Below are 18,911 nucleotides of genomic sequence, written 5' to 3' on the forward strand. Positions count from 1 at the left end.
CAGGACAATGTAAGTATTATTAAAAATAGAAAAGAGCAACGCTCTGCTAAGCGTTGCTCTTAAAGTATTTGGACTTCTATAATACATCTTTCAATTCAGTATCAGAAAAAATCGAGATGAACACTACTGCTTTGGTATCTCCAATGTTTTTTACATAGTGTGGGACACTGGCATTCCAGCTAAAGGAATCTCCTTCTTCTACAATAAAGGAATCTTCTCCTTGTTCAGCTAAGACTTTCCCTTCCAATACTAAATGGCTCTCTTCTCCCTCATGTGAATGTGGATCTCCAATGGAGGCTCCAGGAGGAAATTCAACGATCATGGTTTTAAGTCCGCCCTTTGATGCTAAGTGCTCAATGTTTAGGTTATTGTAAGAAGAATTTCTTCTTTCCTCCTTTCGAACGACACGCATATGCTGTTTCTTATCTAACAGTAAGTAAGGGAGAGGAACGCCTAGAAAGTCTGCAATTGTACTTAGTGTATTTATAGAAGGTGAAGTATTATTATTTTCAACATTGCTTATAAATCCTTTTGAAAGGCCTGTTCCTTCACACATTTGGGCAATCGTAATTTTTTTTCGGTTTCTTATGGCTCTAATTTTTTTCCCAATATCCAGTTTAATCACCTCTGAAGTTTACTTTTAAGAAACTTATTTATATATTAGCAAAAAAAATATTGATATTCCACTGATGTGTTATTTTCTTTTAGAAAACAATTATTCTTATGAGGGAACTTATTTATAAACTTTATTTTTTGGCCTTTTGTATTCTCATAAGAAACTTATTTTCATATTAGTGAATAAATCTATTGACATTCTACTTTTGGATTGTTATCTTTTAAGTAACAATTATTCATATTAGAAAACATATTACTTAGCTTCTTGTTTCTCAATAAGAATAATCGTTTCTATATGAGTAAAAATACAATTAGGTTTCAAGCATAATGAGTGAGAAAGGGATGATACACTTTGAAGTCACCTATGATTTATGAACTTCGTAAACCATCTAAGGTTGAGCCTAATAAAACCTATCCTGCTATTTTTGTCCTGCATGGAATGGGTAGTAATGAACAAAATATGCTGACGTTGGTCGATGGGATGGAAGATAGGTTTTACATTTTTAGTGTACGCGGCCATTTATCTCAACCACCGGGCTTCGCATATTTTACAATTCAAGGCTATGGAAAACCACACCGGGAAGTATTTGATCATGCAATTGGTCAGCTGGCCAGCTTTATTGATTATGCAGCTGAACATTATCCACTAGATCAGGGGCATTTTTATCTGCTTGGATTCAGCCAGGGAGCCATTGCATCGATGACACTTGGCTTAACATTGGGAAATCGAATTAAAGGAATTGTCGCTCTAAGTGGATATATCCCCGGATTCGTCAAGGAAGAATACACAATAAACCCTGTTAATCAGCTTTCTATGTTTATTTCCCATGGTGAATTTGACAATGTTCTGCCGTATGAATGGGGAGTCGAAAGTAATAAGTTTTTTAAAGGGTTAGATGCACAAGTAACTTTTCAAGCCTATCCAGAGGGGCATACCGTTTCATTAAAGAATCAGCAAGATTTTACGAAATGGATCCTAGATGATTTAAATCAATAATAAAAAACACAAAGGGGGATTAGACAATGCTACCAGCATTATTTGTTGCGCACGGAGCACCGCTGTTAGCCATCGAAAATAACGAATATACTCAGTTTTTACATTCGTTAGGCGAGGCGCTGCCAAAGCCAAAAGCGATTGTACTGTTTTCAGCACACTGGGAATCATCTGCTCAAAAAGTGAGTAATGTAAACGAATATGAGACGATTTATGATTTTGGCGGATTTCCAGAAGCTTTATATCGTATTAAGTACCCGGCTATAGGCAGTGAAGCCGTCACAAAGGAAATCACAGATTTGTTCGCTAAACAGGAAGTGCCTTTTGAAGTGGAGAGAACACGAGGCTTGGACCACGGAGCTTGGATTGTCCTTAGGATGCTATATCCTGATGCCGATATTCCGGTTATTTCAATGTCTGTAAACCCTCGGCTAACGGCTGAGGAGCAATATAAAATTGGAAGTTCTTTATCATCATTGAGAGAAAAAGATATCTTGATTATTGCCAGCGGAGGAACCGTGCATAATCTCAGAGTTTTAAATATGGGCAGCGATAACGGGACTGTTGATCAATGGGCATTTGATTTCGATCAGTGGCTAGAACGGCATATAAGTAATTGGGATATAGAGTCCCTGTTTAAATACGAAACATTGGCTCCGAATGCAAAATTTGCGGTACCGCCATTTGGAAACGAGCATTTTATTCCGCTTTTTTATGCAATGGGTGCAGCCGATCAAGAAAAAAGTGCAAAGTTACTGCATCGCAGTTATCGATACGGAAATCTTAGTCACAGTGTATGGCAATTTGGAGAGGCAGAGTAAATCATCATTTATCAAATTTCTTTATATAAATAAATAAATAAATAAATATGGAGGCAGGAAAAATGAAAAACAAACATGAATTAGGCGCTTTAATTTTACGTCTGGTATTAGGAATTAGCTTTTTTATTCACGGAGTATCAAAGTTTCAAGGTGGAATTGAAAACACTGTTGGATGGTTTGAAAGTATTGGACTGCCAGGGTTTCTCGCTTATGCTGCGGCTTTGATAGAAGTTGTGGGAGGCATCGCAGTAGTACTTGGGTTATTTACGAGATTGGTATCTGTGTTGTTTGTCTTGCTAATGGCAGGAGCAATTATGAAAGTAAAATTAGCTGTAGGTTTTCTAGGGAATGGTCAAATGGCCGGATATGAATTGGATTTGGCATTTTTAGCGATGGCAGTATCTCTTGCGGTCACTGGCTCTAAAGCTTATGCACTGGATCAGTTCATTTTTAAAGGGCAAGAAACGGAAAACAAAACAGCTGTAAGCTAAATCTATTAAAAAATTTATTATTCTATTAGAGCATTACTTCAATTCAGGAGTAATGCTTTCTTTTTATAGGTTATATAGGAGGATATGGTATGCCGATTATTCAAATTACAGTGCACGAAGGAAGAGAGCAGGAAACAGTCGAAACATGTATACGTAATATTGCTCGTACTGTACGAGTCGCTCGGAACTCCTTTAACAGGTATTCAGGTTATTGTTAATGCGGTGGGAGATACGTTAAAAAGTGAGCTGGCCGAATAGGAGGATGCAAATTGATTGATTACAGAGGTCTTGCTGAATATTTAATCAAAGCAGAAAAACAGAAACAAGCGGTTTCTTGCATTACTGATCAACATTCAAATTTTAATCCATCAATGGGATACAAGGTGCAACAGGAATTGGTGAATCTAAAAATCGAGTCAGGGCAAAAGGTGACTGCTTACAAGATGGGTCTTACCAGTCAGGCAAAAATGAAGCAAATGAACGTTAGTACTCCGATATATGGTTATATTTTTGACTACATGAATGTTCCAGATAAGGGGAAAATAGAAATGGAAGACTTTATCCATCCAAAAGTAGAGGCTGAGATTGCCTTTATCCTTGGGGAAGATATTCATGGACCCGATATTACGAGTGAGCAGGTTTTGGAAAAAACACAATGGGTGGTACCTGCACTTGAAATTATTGACAGTCGGTATAAAGATTTTCGGTTTCAACTGTCTGATGTTATTGCTGACAACACTTCCGCATCAAGGGTCCTTTTGGGCAGTGAATTATTCCGTCCTTATGACTTTAAAGTTGATTTATTAGGGGTATCTATAGATATAAATGGAGAGGTAAGAGCGCGTGGGGAAAGTTCAGCGGTTCTCGGAAATCCAGCCAATTCTGTTGCGATGTTAGCCAGCATGCTATACGCGGAAGGAAGAAAGAAAATTAAAAAAGGCTCTGTCATTTTGACAGGGGGAATAACCGAGGCTGTATTGTTCGAGAAAGAAAACCATGTTATAGCGCACTATGACCACATGGGCGAGGTGTCTTTTTACGTCAGATAAGTAAAAAAGTTATAAAAATATCATTAATGATGAATTTTAAATGGATATCGCTTTTAAAAACGGACAAGCCATGAAAGGCCAGACAGATCCCAATCCATTAGGAGGCGCTGTGATTGTCAATCATAATCGGATAGTGGGAATAGGGGCCCACTTAAAAACAGGGGAACCACATGCTGAAATTCATGCCCTTCGGATGGCTGGTGATCAAGCGAAAGGTGGAACCATTTACGTTACCCTGGAGCCTTGCTCTCATCATGGAAGAACAGGTCCATGTGCAGTAGCTATTGTAGAAGCTGGGATTAAGAAGGTCGTGATTGCCACGCTTGATCCTAACCCCGTTGTTTCTGGTAATGGCGTTAAGATCCTTCAAGACGAAGGGATAGAAGTGGTGATCGGGATCGCCATGGAAAAATCCCAGCGGGTGAATGAAGTATTTAAAAAGTTTATTTTTTGAAAAAAGCCATTTGTAACATTAAAATCCGGGATCACTTTAGATGGAAAAATAGCCACTCATTCTTCTAGCAGCAAATGGATTACGTCAGAACAAGCGAGGGAGGATGTCCATCAGCTTAGAAATGAGCATATGGCTATACTCGTCGGGGTTAATACCGTGATTAAGGATAATCCAGAATGGACAGCCCGAACTCCTAATGGATGTAATCCTATTCGGGTGGTAATGGATCTGCGCTAAAAATACCTTTGGATTCAAAGCTGGTTACAGACAAACAAGCTGAAACATAGGTTTTCACCAGTGTGAATTATGATCAAGAATAGTCGGATTTTCTAAGCTTTCTGTATTTTTTGAGAAAACTGTTTAACTAACTTACTGTTCTCTTCATCCATTTCTTTAGACATACGAACGGAAGGTCCTGATATTGCAATTCCTGCAATAAAACGTCCATCTCTCCATATTGGCGCAGCATCCTACTACACAGGCCGAACATCTGCTGAAATAATAAAAGGTGCTCTGAAAGACAATTGATCAATGCGCATTATAATTAGGGAGGGAGGTTTATCATTTTCAGCGAGAACACCCCCACTTCAAGTTGCTAAGAGGGGGTAGTTCAAAAGAAGTTTACTGTATATAATTTGTTTAATGAACATCCAAATTTGTGAATATATCACATAAAGACTTGTTGAATTAACTTTCATTGAGGTTTTCATACCTTTCAATGATAAAGTCAATAAAGTACCTGCTTGCTATTGGCAATACCCTTTTATCCTTATACGCCAAAGTAATAGTTCGGATAATAGAAGGAGAAATGGCTTTCGTTATAATATGATAGGGACATTTATGTAAGAGCAGTTTCGGTAAAATCGAAATGCCAAGCCTTTGTTCAATCATGGACATAATCGCATAGGGATCATATACACGGTATTGTATATCAGGTTCGAAATTGTACTGTTTAAAAAGGATTAATGGTTCATGTATCACGCCCTCATCCAACAGGATATAAGGATCTTTTAACAATTCCTCCAAGGAGACTTCTGTGGATGATGCAAAAGGGTGATCAACTGGCATTACAGCCACCATTTCATCTGCTTGCAAGGGAATCGTAGTTAACTCCGTAACATTTGAATTCACAAAGCCAAAGTCTACGCTGCCTTCTTTAATCCAGTTTGAGATTTCCGTATAATTTCCTTGATGTAATTCAAAATGGACAGTTGGGTAAAGTTCCTTAAAATCTTTGATCAATCCCGGTATCCAATGACATGTAACACTGGAAAAGGTGCCAATTCGGATAAGGCCGCTTTCCAGTCCATCCATCTCTTTATGCTTTTCAGTCAGTTCCCTATGTGAATTATAAATCTTCCTGATATATGGCAAAAATTCCTCGCCATCTGGTGTCAGTGTAATACCCTTTCGAGAACGTAATATAAGAGTGGTGGAAAGCTCTTCCTCTAATGAATGCACCATTTGGCTAATGGCGGACTGCGTATAGCCAAGTTCTTCAGCCGCTTTTGTAAAACTGCCTGTTTCTATGGTTTTGATAAAAGCATAATACGAATTCAATCTCACTAACCCCCTTGTATAAGTAATTCTAATGATTGTATTATAAATATTCGTTTTACTAATGTAAATAGAAGAATTAAAATATAGTTGTGAACAGAACTACAAAATGATGATACCTTACTATTACTATACAGTAACAAGCATTCTTGATTTAGATCCTGTTTCCATAGGTTGGGGGCATCTTAAAGATTCTGTGTGGATATGATTCAGCAACATTTGAAACATTGTGATTTAGAATTGCATATTGAAGTTTGCAAGGAAGTTAACGGGGATATGCTTGTTTGATATCAAATTAATAGAACAAATAAAAATAAATAGAAGAAAACATGGAAAAATTGAGAAGCTAAAATGAAAAAGAATTTTCTTCAAAATGCTGTGTTTGTAATGTTAAGGAAACCTTAGATAAATTGTAGTTTAAACGCTTTATTGATTTCATATTCACGAACTATTTGTAAATTATTGATAGTAGTAATAATGATTTGAGCGCGGTTCCATTATTAATAAATAAAATTAGGGGTTGTTGGAAATGAAAGCAGCAGTATGGCATGGAGTAAAAGATATTCGAATTGAAGAAGTAGAATTAAGAGAAATAAGAGATAGAGAAGTAAAAGTAAAAGTTGCGTGGGCAGGTATTTGTGGTAGTGATTTACACGAATATTTAGAAGGTCCAGTATTTATTAATACGGATAACCCAGATCCAATCTCTGGTGAAATTGCCCCTGTAACGCTTGGTCATGAATTTGCTGGTGTTATTGAAGAAGTTGGATCAAATGTAACGAAATATAAAGTTGGAGATCATGTAGCAATCAACCCTACAGTCACTTATGGAATTCTAGAAGAAGAAGTTGACCGTTATGCAGGTTCAAGCTTTGTAGGTCTAAATGGTAACGGCGGTTTTACTAAATTCGCACTAGTTCCAGAATCAAATATTCATTTACTAGGCGAAAATATGACTTTACAAGATGGAGCTTTAGTTGAACCAATGGCTGTGGCGGTACAAGCTATATTAGATGCTGGAGTAGAATTGGGGGATTCTGTAGCTATCTTTGGTGCAGGTCCAATTGGATTATTAACTCTTATCGCAGCAAAAGCAGCAGGCGCTAGCAAAATATTTGTAGCTGATTTAGCTGATTTCCGCTTAGAAAAAGCAAAAGAATTAGGTGCAACACATGTCATTAATTCAGGAGATGCTGATCCTGTTCAAGTAATCCGTGAAGTTTGTTCAAACGGAGTAGATGTTGCATTTGAAGTAGCAGGTGTAGCACCAACTTTCAAACAAGCAATCGATGCTACAAAAGCACGTGGAAACATGATGGTTGTTTCAATCTTTGCTCGTCCAATTGAATGGAACCCAATTCAATTAACAAATTCAGGCGTAAACTTAATGACTACTATCTGTTATTCACCAAAAACATTTCAAAAAACAATCGATGCTATGAATGCGGGTCAATTAAAACCGCAAGGCATTGTCACAAGCCAAATTGTGCTTGAGGATATTGTTGAGAAAGGATTCGAAGCATTAACGAACGATAAAACACAAGCCAAAATTTTAGTGGAACTAAGCGGAGAAAGATAATAAGTTCGTTATTATAATAAAAGCTAAATCAAGGTGTAGAAATAAACTAACCCCCGAGTAGTGGTTCCTTTATATTCGGGGGACTATATTTGCTGGGTAAGAAAAATGATTATAGAGTTATGATTGAAGTACTAGCTTTCTTCATAGAATACCTATTTTGAAATGATTTTTATTTATCCCTGATAAAATAAATAGATATTTTATGAAGGATCTAAGTTAGTATGGACTTGTGCTTAACCTGAAGTTGCTGGTAGTTTAAACTCTTCTATTTGATTAAACGATTTGACAGGATAGAAGACATTTCTTGAAGGAATGTCTCAGACCGTTGATAAACCGAAAAGAAAAATGAGTTCACCTATATTCTATTTGATCTAGATGTAAGAAAAAACTAAGTTTATTTTGAATTAAAAACTGAAAGAATGATTTTCAAAACTAGCCCCTTTACATTAGATTTTCTAATAGATGCATTATAAATATTCGTTTTATTAATATAAATCCTAGTGATAAAATATAATGTATATTTCAAATGTTTCACTTTTAACATGTGAAATTAATTAACAAATATCAAGGAACCTATTAGTAGAAAAATGTAATTTAAAATTCTTTGATTAGGAAGTGTTGTAGAAAAATAATGAATATTAACGTTAAATACAGAAATATTATATTTGCATTTTTAATGGCCTTTAGCATGTCCTTTTTTATTTCATTTATATTAGTCTCAATAAATATGGGTTATGATCATACATTTTTACCTATATGGTTAAAAACTTGGTCACAGGCTTTTATTTGTGCTTTCTTTGGAGCTTACTTTTTTCCAAAGGTAATACAACAAATAATGAGAAAAATAGATTTTGTGGAAAAACCACTAATGATTGAGAAAGAATTTTTAGAGAGAGAAGAAACCAATTAATAATAACCAGTAGAGAATTAAAATTAAATTTTGGTTTATTATAAGCAATTAAAACTTACAACAAAGATTAAACAAGGGGATGTTTTATTTGGAAATTAAAGCAGCAGTAGCACACAATGTCGGAGAAAAATTAAAAATTGAAGATGTAGAATTAATGGAACCTGGTGATGACGAGGTATTAATTAAAATTGTAGCTACAGGAGTTTGCCATACTGATGCAGAATCAATAAACGGTAGAGGCGCTCCATTCCCAGCTGTACTTGGTCACGAAGGTGCTGGTATTGTAGAAAAAGTCGGTTCTGGTGTTACAAATTTACAACATGGAGATCATGTTGTTCTTTCTTACGCCTACTGTGGTGAATGTTCACAATGTTTAACCGGACACCAAAACTTATGTGAAAGAACAGTAGAACTTAACTTCGGTGGTAAATCAAAAGCTGGTAATAACCGTATTCATCAACATAATCATGCACTATCTACTTTCTTTGGTCAATCTTCATTCGCAACGTATTCAGTTGCCAATAAAAACAACGTTGTAATAGTAGATAAAGAAGTTGATTTAGCATTATTAGGACCTTTAGGCTGTGGTATTCAAACTGGTAGTGGTACAGTAATGAATAGTTTACGTCCAGAACCAGGTACATCAATCGTTATTTATGGTGGCGGTGCAGTAGGCTTAAGTGCAGTTATGGCTGCGAAAATCATGGGTTTAAAACATATTATTGTCGTTGACCTTCATCAAAGTCGTTTAGACCTTGCAAAAGAACTTGGTGCCACTCACACATTAAATGGTAAAGAAGTAGATGTTGTAAAAGAAATTAAAGAAATTACAAACGGTGGTTCTCACTATGCTATTGAAACAACAGGTGCAACGCCAGTAATTAAACAATCTATTGCAGCATTACGAGTTTCAGGTAAAGTTTCCATCGTAGGTATGGGTGGAGATGTTACATTAAACTTTACAAATGATATTTTAATGGAAGGTAAAACTATCGTGGGTTCAGTTCAAGGAGATTCAGTGCCACAACAACATATCCCTCGTTTAGTACAATATTATAAAGAAGGAAAATTCCCATTTGATAAATTAGTTAAATTCTATGACTTCGAGGATATTAACAAAGCATTTGAAGATTCAAAAACTGGTGTAACAATTAAACCAATCGTGAAAATCGATAAATAAAATCAGGAAATACTTAAAAAGTGTTTTCCTGAAAACAAAATAACTATATAGTAATATCTCCAGATTTTAAGAATAAAGAACGATATTAGGTATATCTAATATCGTTCTTTATTGAAGTTTAAATTAATGGAATCGTTTTGCTTAAGTACACCTTCTGGGATTTTAATTAATCAATTGTTACTTTAATAATAAGTACTTCAATTCGGGCACCCTGTTGAGAAAATGGATAAGAATACACTTTTTCCCAAAGAGGTCAAACACGTTTATAAAAAAGATTAATATGTTCTAGATATACTTGTTTCAGCTATAAACTGTTATTGATCTTCAAGATTTTAATATTGAATTTTTTAACTGTTTAAGATAACTGATACTGTTCTATTATGTTTAATCCTAGTTTTAACACATAATATGAATGTGTAGAAGTAAGTAGAATACGCAACTACTTATCTGACATGGTCGGTCCCTTTAGAAAACGAAGAATGAAAAACTCAAATACCGTTCCTTTCCAAAACAGTTTTCATCTTAACGCATGGTTTTGCCTATAAATTGGAAGTCGATAGTGGAAATTAAGAGGTACCCAACTGTGGTAATATAGGAAAATGTTCTGAATAAATATTATTTGCAGAAAGAGAAGCTGTTTTGTCAGAAACAATTTCATAAACCTTCCCTCAAAGGATAATTTCTGCATCAATAGAAGAGGTTTTTACATTGATATTAAAAATTAATTTTTTCACGAAATACATCCCCATAAATCATAAACATCTCTTAATCTATAACATATTGACTTAGAGGTACCACATATATAAACACTGTTCTGGAAGTAAATTTAACATGGGGAGCATAGGCTTTTTTATAACTGTCTACTTCACAAAGGTAAGACCATATTTTATCCCTTTTAATTATTAATATTCATATAGAAAAATAAAAATTTGTATCTTTAAACCCGCATAAAATCGATCTATGTTTATTATTTATTTTGTATATTAAATATTCAGAAAAATTTTTGTAGACAAATAGATTTTCAATTGCTAATATTATTTGTAAGGGGTTTCATTTTTCTTTTGAAGATTTTAAGCAAAATTCATATTATCTACTGTTTATTCTGAGTTGTGAGTGCATTTAAGATACATATTTTTATTCTTATCGAAAAATAACTTGTCTGATAACCTAATAACCTTATACGGATTCAAGCACACTAGTAATGTTTATTAACAAATATTTCCTTGAGTTTTCGGTTGTCTGATAAGCTTATAGCGATAAATTAGGGGAGGGATTAATAAATGGATAAAAAGTAAAAATCTCTATGATTGGATTAGGAAGAATCGCACCTACACATATTGATGCCATCATAATATAAACGCTAATCTATCTAGAAAAATAAAAATAATTTCAATATTCAGAAAAGTATAGACAACGCTTTCATTTGAAGCTATTATATAAATAAATATATTCAATACAGGATTGTAACCTTTCTGGGCAAAACCTAAGTTGATGAGAGTATTGCACATTTGCAATATTGCCATCGGTTTAGGTTTTTTTATTGCTCAGTACTAATGGAGGTGATACTTAAAATGTTAATCAGAAAAATTTTCAACAACAACGTAGTTTTAGCGGCAGCAGAAGATGAGAATGAACTGATTTTAATGGGAAGAGGAATAGCTTTCCAAAAGAAAATTGGCGATTTGATTGATGAGTCCAAGGTAGATAAAAAGTTCTTTCAAGGCTTGTCAAACAAACTATACGAATTGTTAAAGGATATTCCTCAGCATCATCTGGATTTGGCGGATGAAATAATCCAGAATGCTAAATCCCAGTTATCCACAAAGTTAAGTGATTATATTTATTTAACCTTAACCGACCACTTGGATTTTGCTATTACTAGAATACAACAGGGTCAAATCCTGAGGAATCCATTGCTATGGGAAATAAGAAAAATCTATCCTAAAGAATATAAAATAGGCCTACAGGCAGTAAGAATGGTAAAGGAAAAGCTGGGTGTTGCCCTCCCGGATGATGAAGCGGGCTCAATTGCGCTTCATCTCGTGAATGCACAGAACGGCAGCCAGCAAATGGATAAAACAATCGAGATAACCAAGATGGTACAAGATATTTTGCAAATTGTTAAATTTCATTTTGGAATTGATTTGGATGAGGTTTCAATTAACTACAGCAGATTTGTGGTCCATCTCCGCTTTTTTGCACAAAGATTACTGGAAAATCAAAACAATCCTCATGAAAACAATGACCTTTTTGAGGTTGTAAAAGATAAATATCCAAATGTATATGGCTGTGTTGAAATTATTAATGGATATGTAAAGAAGGCAACCGATATTTCCCTTTCTAAATCAGAAATGCTTTACCTTATGCTCCATATCCATCGTGTGACGGATAGAACAAGAAACTAAATAAACAATCTTGGGATTGTAACTGATAAAGGCAAAACCTGAGTTGTATACACTAAATGGAGAATCATCCTTTTGTATATGACTTAGGTTTTTTCTATTATAAAATCAATTACATTTTATAAAGGAGGCATTAAAAATGAATCACGAACAACTTTCAAAAGTAATCCTGCAAAATGTTGGTGGTACAAAAAATATTGACCAGGTTGCCCATTGTATGACCCGTCTGCGCTTCAATCTGAAAGACGACAAACTGGCTAACAAAGCACAGCTTGAAAAAACTCCCGGGGTAATGGGAGTAGCAGAAAAGGGCGGCCAGTTTCAAATCATCATTGGAAATAACGTTAACAATCTTTATAAAGAATTCGTGAAAGTCGCTGGAATTTCGGAGAAACAAAATACTCAAAGCAGCGATAAAAAACAGGGGGGGGTCAAAAATATCCTTGATACCTTAGCGGGGGTATTTACTCCAATCCTGCCTGCGATCGTGGGTGCAGGGATGATTAAAGCATTATTATCACTTCTACTGGTAGCAGGCTACGTGTCAGCTGATAGCCAAACATATCAAATATTCAATGCTTTAGCAGACGGCGCCTTTTACTTCCTACCAATTTTGGTTGCATTTAGTGCATCGAAGAAGTTCGGAATGAATACCTATGTTGGTGCTTCTATAGCTGCGGTTGCCCTTTATCCCAGCCTGACAGCATTAATGACAACGGCTAAAGAAGCTGGAGAAAACATTTCATTCATTGGCTTGCCGGTAACACCTGCAACTTACTCAGCCTCTGTCATTCCAATATTTTTTACAATCTGGTTTGCCTCTTATATTGAAAAAGTTGCTGACCGCTACACGCCAAGTGCTCTGAAAATAATAATGGTTCCAACGGTAACACTGTTAATCACTGTTCCTGTGTTTTTGATAGCAATCGGCCCGATGGGTGCCATACTAGGTAAAGGGCTTGCTGCTGGGGTAACTTATCTCTTCCAGTATGCCGGTCCACTTGCAGGCTTGCTGCTCGGTGCTGCGGCGCCATTCCTTGTCATGACAGGAATGCATTATGCTCTTGTTCCAATTTTCTTAGAGTCTCTTGCAAGTTATGGCTATGATTATATCCTGCCAATCTTAACTGTAAATAATATTTCTCAGGGTGCTGCTGCACTTGCTGTCTTCTTTATAGCCAAAAACAAAAACTTTAAATCGCTTGCTTTTTCAACAGGGATCACTGGCATACTTGGCGTGACAGAACCTGCAATGTACGGTGTCAATCTCCGCTTAAAGAAGCCATTTATAGCTGCAATAATTGGAAGTGCTGCTGGTTCCACTTTCATGATGATTTTTCATGCAAAAGCCTATATGTTCGTCAAAACCGGTATCCAGGGGCTTCCAATGTTTTTTGGTGAGACGTTCATTTATGCTGTAATCGGCATTATTATTGGAATCGTGGTTACTATAGTGATGACTTTTGTCCTAAAGTTTGAACAGCCGGATGTTGAAGAAGTCACAGAAGAGAAAGTGGAAGAGGAAGAGAAAGTTGTAATACAAGCTCGTCCAAGTACTGTGTTTAGTCCGCTAAATGGAATTGTAAGATCTATCGAAGAAGTAAATGATATTACATTTTCGAGCGGAATCATGGGGGAAGGAATTGCGATCCAACCTACAGAAGGCCGTCTTGTTTCTCCAGTAAACGGTACCGTGACTTCTCTATTCAATACCAATCATGCAATCGGGCTAACCAGTGATAGTGGCGCGCAAATTCTGGTCCACATCGGGCTTGACACCGTAAAGTTGGACGGTAAATTCTTTAAGGTTTATGTAAAACAGGGGGATAAAGTGAAGGTCGGGGATCTACTCATCGAATTCGATTTGGATGCAATCAAAGCAGAGGGCTACGATACGATCACGCCTGTCATTGTTATGAATAGTAAAGAATTTTCCAATGTAAAACGTTCCAATCTTGAAACAACAAATGAAAAAGAAATTTTGTTTGAACTTTTCGCTTAAAAATCACTAGATTATTGGTGGGGATACTTGGACCATCATTCGATGGTAATCAGGTATCTCCGCCAGATTACATAAAATTACATTAACCGGAGGGGTTAGCATGACAACATTAGAAAAAAGGTTTCCTGAAAATTTTCTGTGGGGAGGAGCAATTGCTGCAAATCAGGCTGAAGGAGCATGGAATGTAGATGGCAAAGGGGTGTCTCTTAGTGATGTTGTTCGGGGGGGAATCGTCGAAGGTACGGCGGATGAATGTGTAATAGAAGGAAGAGATTATGCCAGCCATGAAGCAATAGATTTCTACCATAGATATAAAGAAGATATCGCTCTTTTCGCTGAAATGGGTATGAAGTGTTTCAGGACATCCATCGCTTGGACACGAATTTTTCCAAATGGGGACGAAGCTGCGCCAAACGAAAAGGGCTTGCATTTTTACGATGATTTATTCGATGAGCTATTAAAATATGGTATTGAGCCAGTTATTACCCTTTCCCACTATGAAACCCCCCTTCATTTAATTAATGAATATGGAGGCTGGGCAAACCGAAAACTAATTGGTTTTTTTGAAAACTACTGCAGGGTCGTTTTTAACCGTTATAAAAACAAAGTAAAATACTGGATGACCTTCAATGAAATCAATAATTTACACACAATCCCATATGCGGCTGGTGCGATAAGAATTTCGAGCGAAGAAACTAAGCTTCAAGAAATTTACCAGACTGCTCACCATTTGTTTATAGCAAGTGCCATTGCTACAAAACTATGCCATGAAATCATTCCCGGGGCCAGAATGGGATGCATGCTTTCATTAAGTATTCTATATCCAAACACATGCAACCCGGATGATGTTTTTGCAGCATACGAATTGCGCCGTCGTTCGTTATTCTTCTCGGATGTCATGTTAAGAGGTTATTATCCAGGCTATGTAAAACGTATCTGGAAAGAATACAGAATAGAAGTGCATATGGAAGCAGGAGACCTTGAATTAATGAAGGAACATACAGCGGATTATTTAGGTTTCAGCTATTACAGAAGTACCACCTTCAAGGCTGGCATGCCTATTTTAGGCCACACCGGCGGAATTATGGGCTTAGACAACCCATACTTGGATAAGACAGAATGGGGCTGGCCGATTGATGCAATAGGTCTTCGCTATGTTTGCAACGAACTTTATGACCGGTACCAGAAGCCATTGTTCATTTTGGAAAATGGATACGGTGGCCATGATGAAGTGGATAAGAATGGAAACATCAATGACGATGCAAGGATTAATTACTTAAACCTCCACTTGGTTGAGATTGCGGAAGCAATTGAAGACGGGGTAGACCTGATTGGGTACACCTGGTGGGGGCCAATTGATATTGTCAGTGCCGGGACGGGCGAAATGAGAAAACGATACGGTTTTATTTATGTTGATAAAGACAACGAAGGAAATGGAACCTTTGAGCGCCGCAAAAAGAAGAGTTTTGACTGGTACAAGAAGGTGATCGAAACAAATGGGGAAGTATTGTTCGAAAAAGAAGAAGTAGCATCTTTTAATGAATAAAAAGCAGCAAGATACATGTAAAGTATGAATGATACGTACCGAATGTTAGCTAAAGCCTTTCATACTTTAAAACTATGATTATATAAATTTAGGAGGGTTTTAATCATGTTTCAAGTGAAAACAAAATTTCCGGATAACTTCTTATGGGGAGGAGCAACAGCCGCTAATCAATTCGAAGGAGGAAGTGGTGTTGACGGTAAGGGTCTTTCTGTCTCTGATGTATATACTTTTGATGAAAATATTCCAAAAGAGCATTGGTCAGATCAATGGCTTAAGATGACTCATAAGCAAGTAGAAGAAGCTCATAATTCTTCTTATAAAAAATTTTATCCAAAGAGGCATGGGGTAGACTTTTATCATCATTTCAAAGAAGATATCGCTTTATTTGCCGAAATGGGCTTTAAATCGTTCCGGATGTCGCTTGCCTGGACAAGGATATTCCCAAATGGAAATGAATTGGAACCAAATGAAGAGGGACTGGCGTTTTACGACCAAGTCTTTGACGAATTAAATAAATATGGGATTGAACCGGTTGTCTCGTTATCGCACTATGAATTGCCGCTTTACCTTGTTACAAAATATGGCGGTTGGGTGAACAGGGAGTTAATCAATTTCTTTGTCCGCTTTGCTGCAACAGTCTTTGAACGATATAAAGGGAAAGTGAAGTACTGGATTTCATTCAATGAAATCAACTCTTGCAAGCATCACCCCTTTGTAAGTCTCGGTTTGATAGAGGAAGGCTACCTTGATCTTGAACAGGCAAAATTTCAGGGCGCCCATCATCAATTTGTTGCAAGTGCGCTCGCGACGAAAGCCTTGAAAGAAATCGACCCCGAGGCAAAAATGGGCTGCATGATCAGCTACACGCTGTTTGTACCTTATAGCTGCTCCCCAGATGATTTCCAGAAATCAATGGAGAGACAGCGTGATGCATTATTCTTTGGTGATGTCCAGGTGAGAGGCTATTATCCTGCCTACACAGCCAGAATCCTTGCAGAAAAGAATGTCATCCTGAAGGTGGAACCGGAGGACGAACAAATCTTAAGGGATTATCCAGTAGATTATGTATCTTTCAGCTACTATATGTCAAGTGCAGTTAGTGCAAATCCGGAAGAGCTAGAGGGAGCAGAAGGAAATTTATTGGTTGGAGGAATCAAAAATCCGTATCTACCATCAAGCGAGTGGGGATGGCAAATCGATCCTAAGGGCTTAAGGAGTGCCTTGAACCAACTGTATGACCGATATCAAAAACCATTATTCGTCGCAGAGAATGGAATAGGCGCCATCGATACATTGCGAGAAGGTGACATTATAGACGATGACTACCGGATTTCTTACTTAAGAGAGCATATTAAACAAATGAAGGAAGCCATTTCAGACGGCGTCGACGTATTCGGATACACAAGCTGGGGCTGCATTGACATGATCAGTGCATCCACCAACCAAATCTCAAAACGGTATGGGTACATCTACGTTGACCAGGACGACATGGGCAGAGGGACAAAACGTCGCATAAAGAAAAAATCATTTTATTGGTATAAAGATGTTATTGCAACAAATGGAGAAAAATTAGATTAATTTAATTAGAGATAATCAGACATAGAATAGAAGAAACTCGTCAAAAATTAGCCTTTGCTCAATGGAAGCAAGGGCATTTTTTTAGGGATAAGGAGATATTTCATACTGACTAACACTTTGCGAAGTGAAAAAATACCACATTTTTTCAAAGAAAAAGAGCTATAGGTAGCTTTAATTCAACTCCGGGCTTATAAAAAATGTATATAACGACTCTTTAATAAGGACAGACATTATAGTGAAGGGGCGGAAATGAAATCAATGGATAGGGGAAGTTACGTTTGATGAGATCAATGTGCTTTTTCCTCAACAATTAAAAAAAGATTATGATGATCTGATTAAGTTTAATAATGACATTACTGAAGAAAGAAATGGCTTTTTAGCAGAAAACTTATCTAAATTAAAGCAACAATTAAATGATGTAAATAATAAATTGCTTATACAAAATAAGCGGCGTAATGAGATTCTCTCCGTTTTAAAGGAAAAGGATTCCTTTGTGAAATTTAAAAAATATCAAATGCAACTTGTTGAGTTAGAAAATGAAATAAGTAATTTGTTAAGTAAGATTGATAACTTTGATGTTTTAAAACAGATGCAAACAGCTATTAAAGGAAAGATTACAGAATTAGAAAAACTTATTGTGCAGATAGATAATCATCTAAAAAGAGGTAGCGAAATATTTAAAGCAATAAGGTTAGATTTCTCAGCATTAGTGCTCGACATTTTAGGAGAGACGGCGATACTATATAATGAATTGAATGGATCTAATAATGTTGATTTTAAGGCACACATCGTTGGAATGGATGAAGCTCAAATCACATCGAAATCAGATGGATATTCCTATAGAAAAATGCTTTGTGTTTGTTTTGATCTAGCGGTTTTACTAAATTATCCGACAGAAAAGTTTTATCAATTTGCTTACCATGATGGAAGTTTAGAATCAATGTCTGATTCAAAAAAAATAAAGTATATTGATAAGATTCGGGAATTGTGTTCCACAAATGGAATTCAATACATATTTACTACACTGGAGGATGACATACCTCGATATGCAGATGGTTCATTGTATAAAATTCAAGATTCAGAGATAGCTATTACTTTGGATGACAGGGAAAACAATGAGGGCAGGTTATTTGGTATAAGTTTTTAGATAAAAAAAATAGGAGAACTGAAAAAGCTCTCCTATTTTTTACAGTATCCGCAAGTGCTCCAAAATTAATTACAGTAATACAGTTTTTATGATTTATAATAATCTTGAATTATAAGTGCCTTTGAATGACCTATTAGTTTATTAAATATCAGCCTCCTTGATATAAGCTTATTTACTATGATCAGTCTCACTAATGGTAAGCATAGCAACAGCAACTATCAAACTCATCACTTAATTCTTCCTGTGCTATATCAAAATGTAGCTTATATTACTTGATGCATAAGGGTTTTCAAAAGTATACAAAAAGCTGTATAGCTTATTCAGCAGCCTGTTCTAATTATTCGACCAATAAAAGGAGTCACAGTCATCCTCTTTTCTAGAAGTGATTTTATTAGCTAGTACAATACAATAGAATTACTATAAGAGCCATGTTCATTCCATGGTGAAGATCAAAACCATTTAGTTTCGTATGCTGATGATAATTGGAGTGACAGGTATCATCATGAATTTCAGTACCTTATCGAACAAGATATGATATTTGGAGACCCTTTATTAGAGTTACTAAATGATTCTCTAAAGGATTAAC

The 18,911-nt window shown here is 36.2% G+C and carries 14 protein-coding genes and 1 pseudogene; 13 read left to right on the plus strand and 2 right to left on the minus strand.

The window, feature by feature from the left end:
• Positions 1 to 76 precede the first annotated feature (76 nt).
• Positions 77 to 616, minus strand: coding sequence for a helix-turn-helix domain-containing protein (locus tag ACDZ29_RS22695; RefSeq protein ID WP_375091206.1), 540 nt, complete (start codon positions 614 to 616; stop codon positions 77 to 79).
• A gap of 363 nt (positions 617 to 979) precedes the next feature.
• Here ACDZ29_RS22695 and ACDZ29_RS22700 point away from each other — a divergent pair, with 363 nt between their 5' ends.
• The 5 genes and pseudogenes from ACDZ29_RS22700 to ribD form a co-directional block, all read left to right on the plus strand.
• The gene (locus ACDZ29_RS22700) at positions 980 to 1,612 is read left to right on the plus strand and encodes an alpha/beta hydrolase (RefSeq protein WP_375088743.1); all 633 of its coding nucleotides are present in this window, start codon (positions 980 to 982) and stop codon (positions 1,610 to 1,612) included.
• Between the two features lie 26 nt (positions 1,613 to 1,638).
• Complete coding sequence (locus ACDZ29_RS22705; RefSeq protein ID WP_375088744.1) at positions 1,639 to 2,430, plus strand: dioxygenase; 792 nt, start codon at positions 1,639 to 1,641, stop codon at positions 2,428 to 2,430.
• A 62-nt stretch (positions 2,431 to 2,492) separates the two neighbouring features.
• Complete coding sequence (locus ACDZ29_RS22710; protein WP_375088745.1) at positions 2,493 to 2,921, plus strand: DoxX family protein; 429 nt, start codon at positions 2,493 to 2,495, stop codon at positions 2,919 to 2,921.
• 269 nt (positions 2,922 to 3,190) lie between these two features.
• Positions 3,191 to 3,970: a 2-keto-4-pentenoate hydratase gene (locus ACDZ29_RS22715; RefSeq protein WP_375088746.1), complete on the plus strand. Its 780-nt coding sequence runs from the start codon at positions 3,191 to 3,193 to the stop codon at positions 3,968 to 3,970.
• A 40-nt stretch (positions 3,971 to 4,010) separates the two neighbouring features.
• Positions 4,011 to 4,708, plus strand: a pseudogene (ribD, locus tag ACDZ29_RS22720) (bifunctional diaminohydroxyphosphoribosylaminopyrimidine deaminase/5-amino-6-(5-phosphoribosylamino)uracil reductase RibD); the annotation flags it as partial.
• A gap of 403 nt (positions 4,709 to 5,111) precedes the next feature.
• Here ribD and ACDZ29_RS22725 read toward each other — a convergent pair.
• The gene (locus tag ACDZ29_RS22725) at positions 5,112 to 5,984 is read right to left on the minus strand and encodes a LysR family transcriptional regulator (RefSeq protein WP_375088747.1); all 873 of its coding nucleotides are present in this window, start codon (positions 5,982 to 5,984) and stop codon (positions 5,112 to 5,114) included.
• 526 nt (positions 5,985 to 6,510) lie between these two features.
• On the opposite strand from ACDZ29_RS22725, the gene ACDZ29_RS22730 reads away from it, so the two are divergent.
• The 8 genes from ACDZ29_RS22730 (at position 6,511) to ACDZ29_RS22765 (ending at position 18,325) form a co-directional block, all read left to right on the plus strand.
• Positions 6,511 to 7,560 (plus strand): 2,3-butanediol dehydrogenase, encoded by a 1,050-nt coding sequence (locus ACDZ29_RS22730; RefSeq protein ID WP_375088748.1) that lies wholly within the window; start codon positions 6,511 to 6,513, stop codon positions 7,558 to 7,560.
• Between the two features lie 631 nt (positions 7,561 to 8,191).
• Positions 8,192 to 8,470 carry a DUF2798 domain-containing protein gene (locus ACDZ29_RS22735; RefSeq protein WP_375088749.1) on the plus strand — a complete coding sequence of 93 codons (279 nt, stop codon included), beginning with the start codon at positions 8,192 to 8,194 and terminating at the stop codon, positions 8,468 to 8,470.
• Between the two features lie 79 nt (positions 8,471 to 8,549).
• Positions 8,550 to 9,650, plus strand: coding sequence for an NAD(P)-dependent alcohol dehydrogenase (locus ACDZ29_RS22740; protein ID WP_375088750.1), 1,101 nt, complete (start codon positions 8,550 to 8,552; stop codon positions 9,648 to 9,650).
• A 1,571-nt stretch (positions 9,651 to 11,221) separates the two neighbouring features.
• Positions 11,222 to 12,055 carry a BglG family transcription antiterminator LicT gene (gene licT, locus ACDZ29_RS22745; protein ID WP_375088751.1) on the plus strand — a complete coding sequence of 278 codons (834 nt, stop codon included), beginning with the start codon at positions 11,222 to 11,224 and terminating at the stop codon, positions 12,053 to 12,055.
• A gap of 136 nt (positions 12,056 to 12,191) precedes the next feature.
• The gene (locus tag ACDZ29_RS22750; RefSeq protein ID WP_375088752.1) at positions 12,192 to 14,054 is read left to right on the plus strand and encodes a beta-glucoside-specific PTS transporter subunit IIABC; all 1,863 of its coding nucleotides are present in this window, start codon (positions 12,192 to 12,194) and stop codon (positions 14,052 to 14,054) included.
• 100 nt (positions 14,055 to 14,154) lie between these two features.
• On the plus strand, positions 14,155 to 15,600 hold the full coding sequence (locus tag ACDZ29_RS22755; RefSeq protein ID WP_375088753.1) for a glycoside hydrolase family 1 protein: 1,446 nt from the start codon (positions 14,155 to 14,157) through the stop codon (positions 15,598 to 15,600).
• 105 nt (positions 15,601 to 15,705) lie between these two features.
• Positions 15,706 to 17,178: a glycoside hydrolase family 1 protein gene (locus ACDZ29_RS22760; RefSeq protein WP_375088754.1), complete on the plus strand. Its 1,473-nt coding sequence runs from the start codon at positions 15,706 to 15,708 to the stop codon at positions 17,176 to 17,178.
• Positions 17,179 to 17,470: 292 nt separating this feature from the next.
• Positions 17,471 to 18,325 (plus strand): DUF2326 domain-containing protein, encoded by an 855-nt coding sequence (locus tag ACDZ29_RS22765; RefSeq protein WP_375088755.1) that lies wholly within the window; start codon positions 17,471 to 17,473, stop codon positions 18,323 to 18,325.
• Positions 18,326 to 18,911 lie beyond the last annotated feature (586 nt).

The organism is Peribacillus sp. RS7, assembly GCF_041956845.1.
GTDB lineage: Bacteria > Bacillota > Bacilli > Bacillales > DSM-1321 > Peribacillus.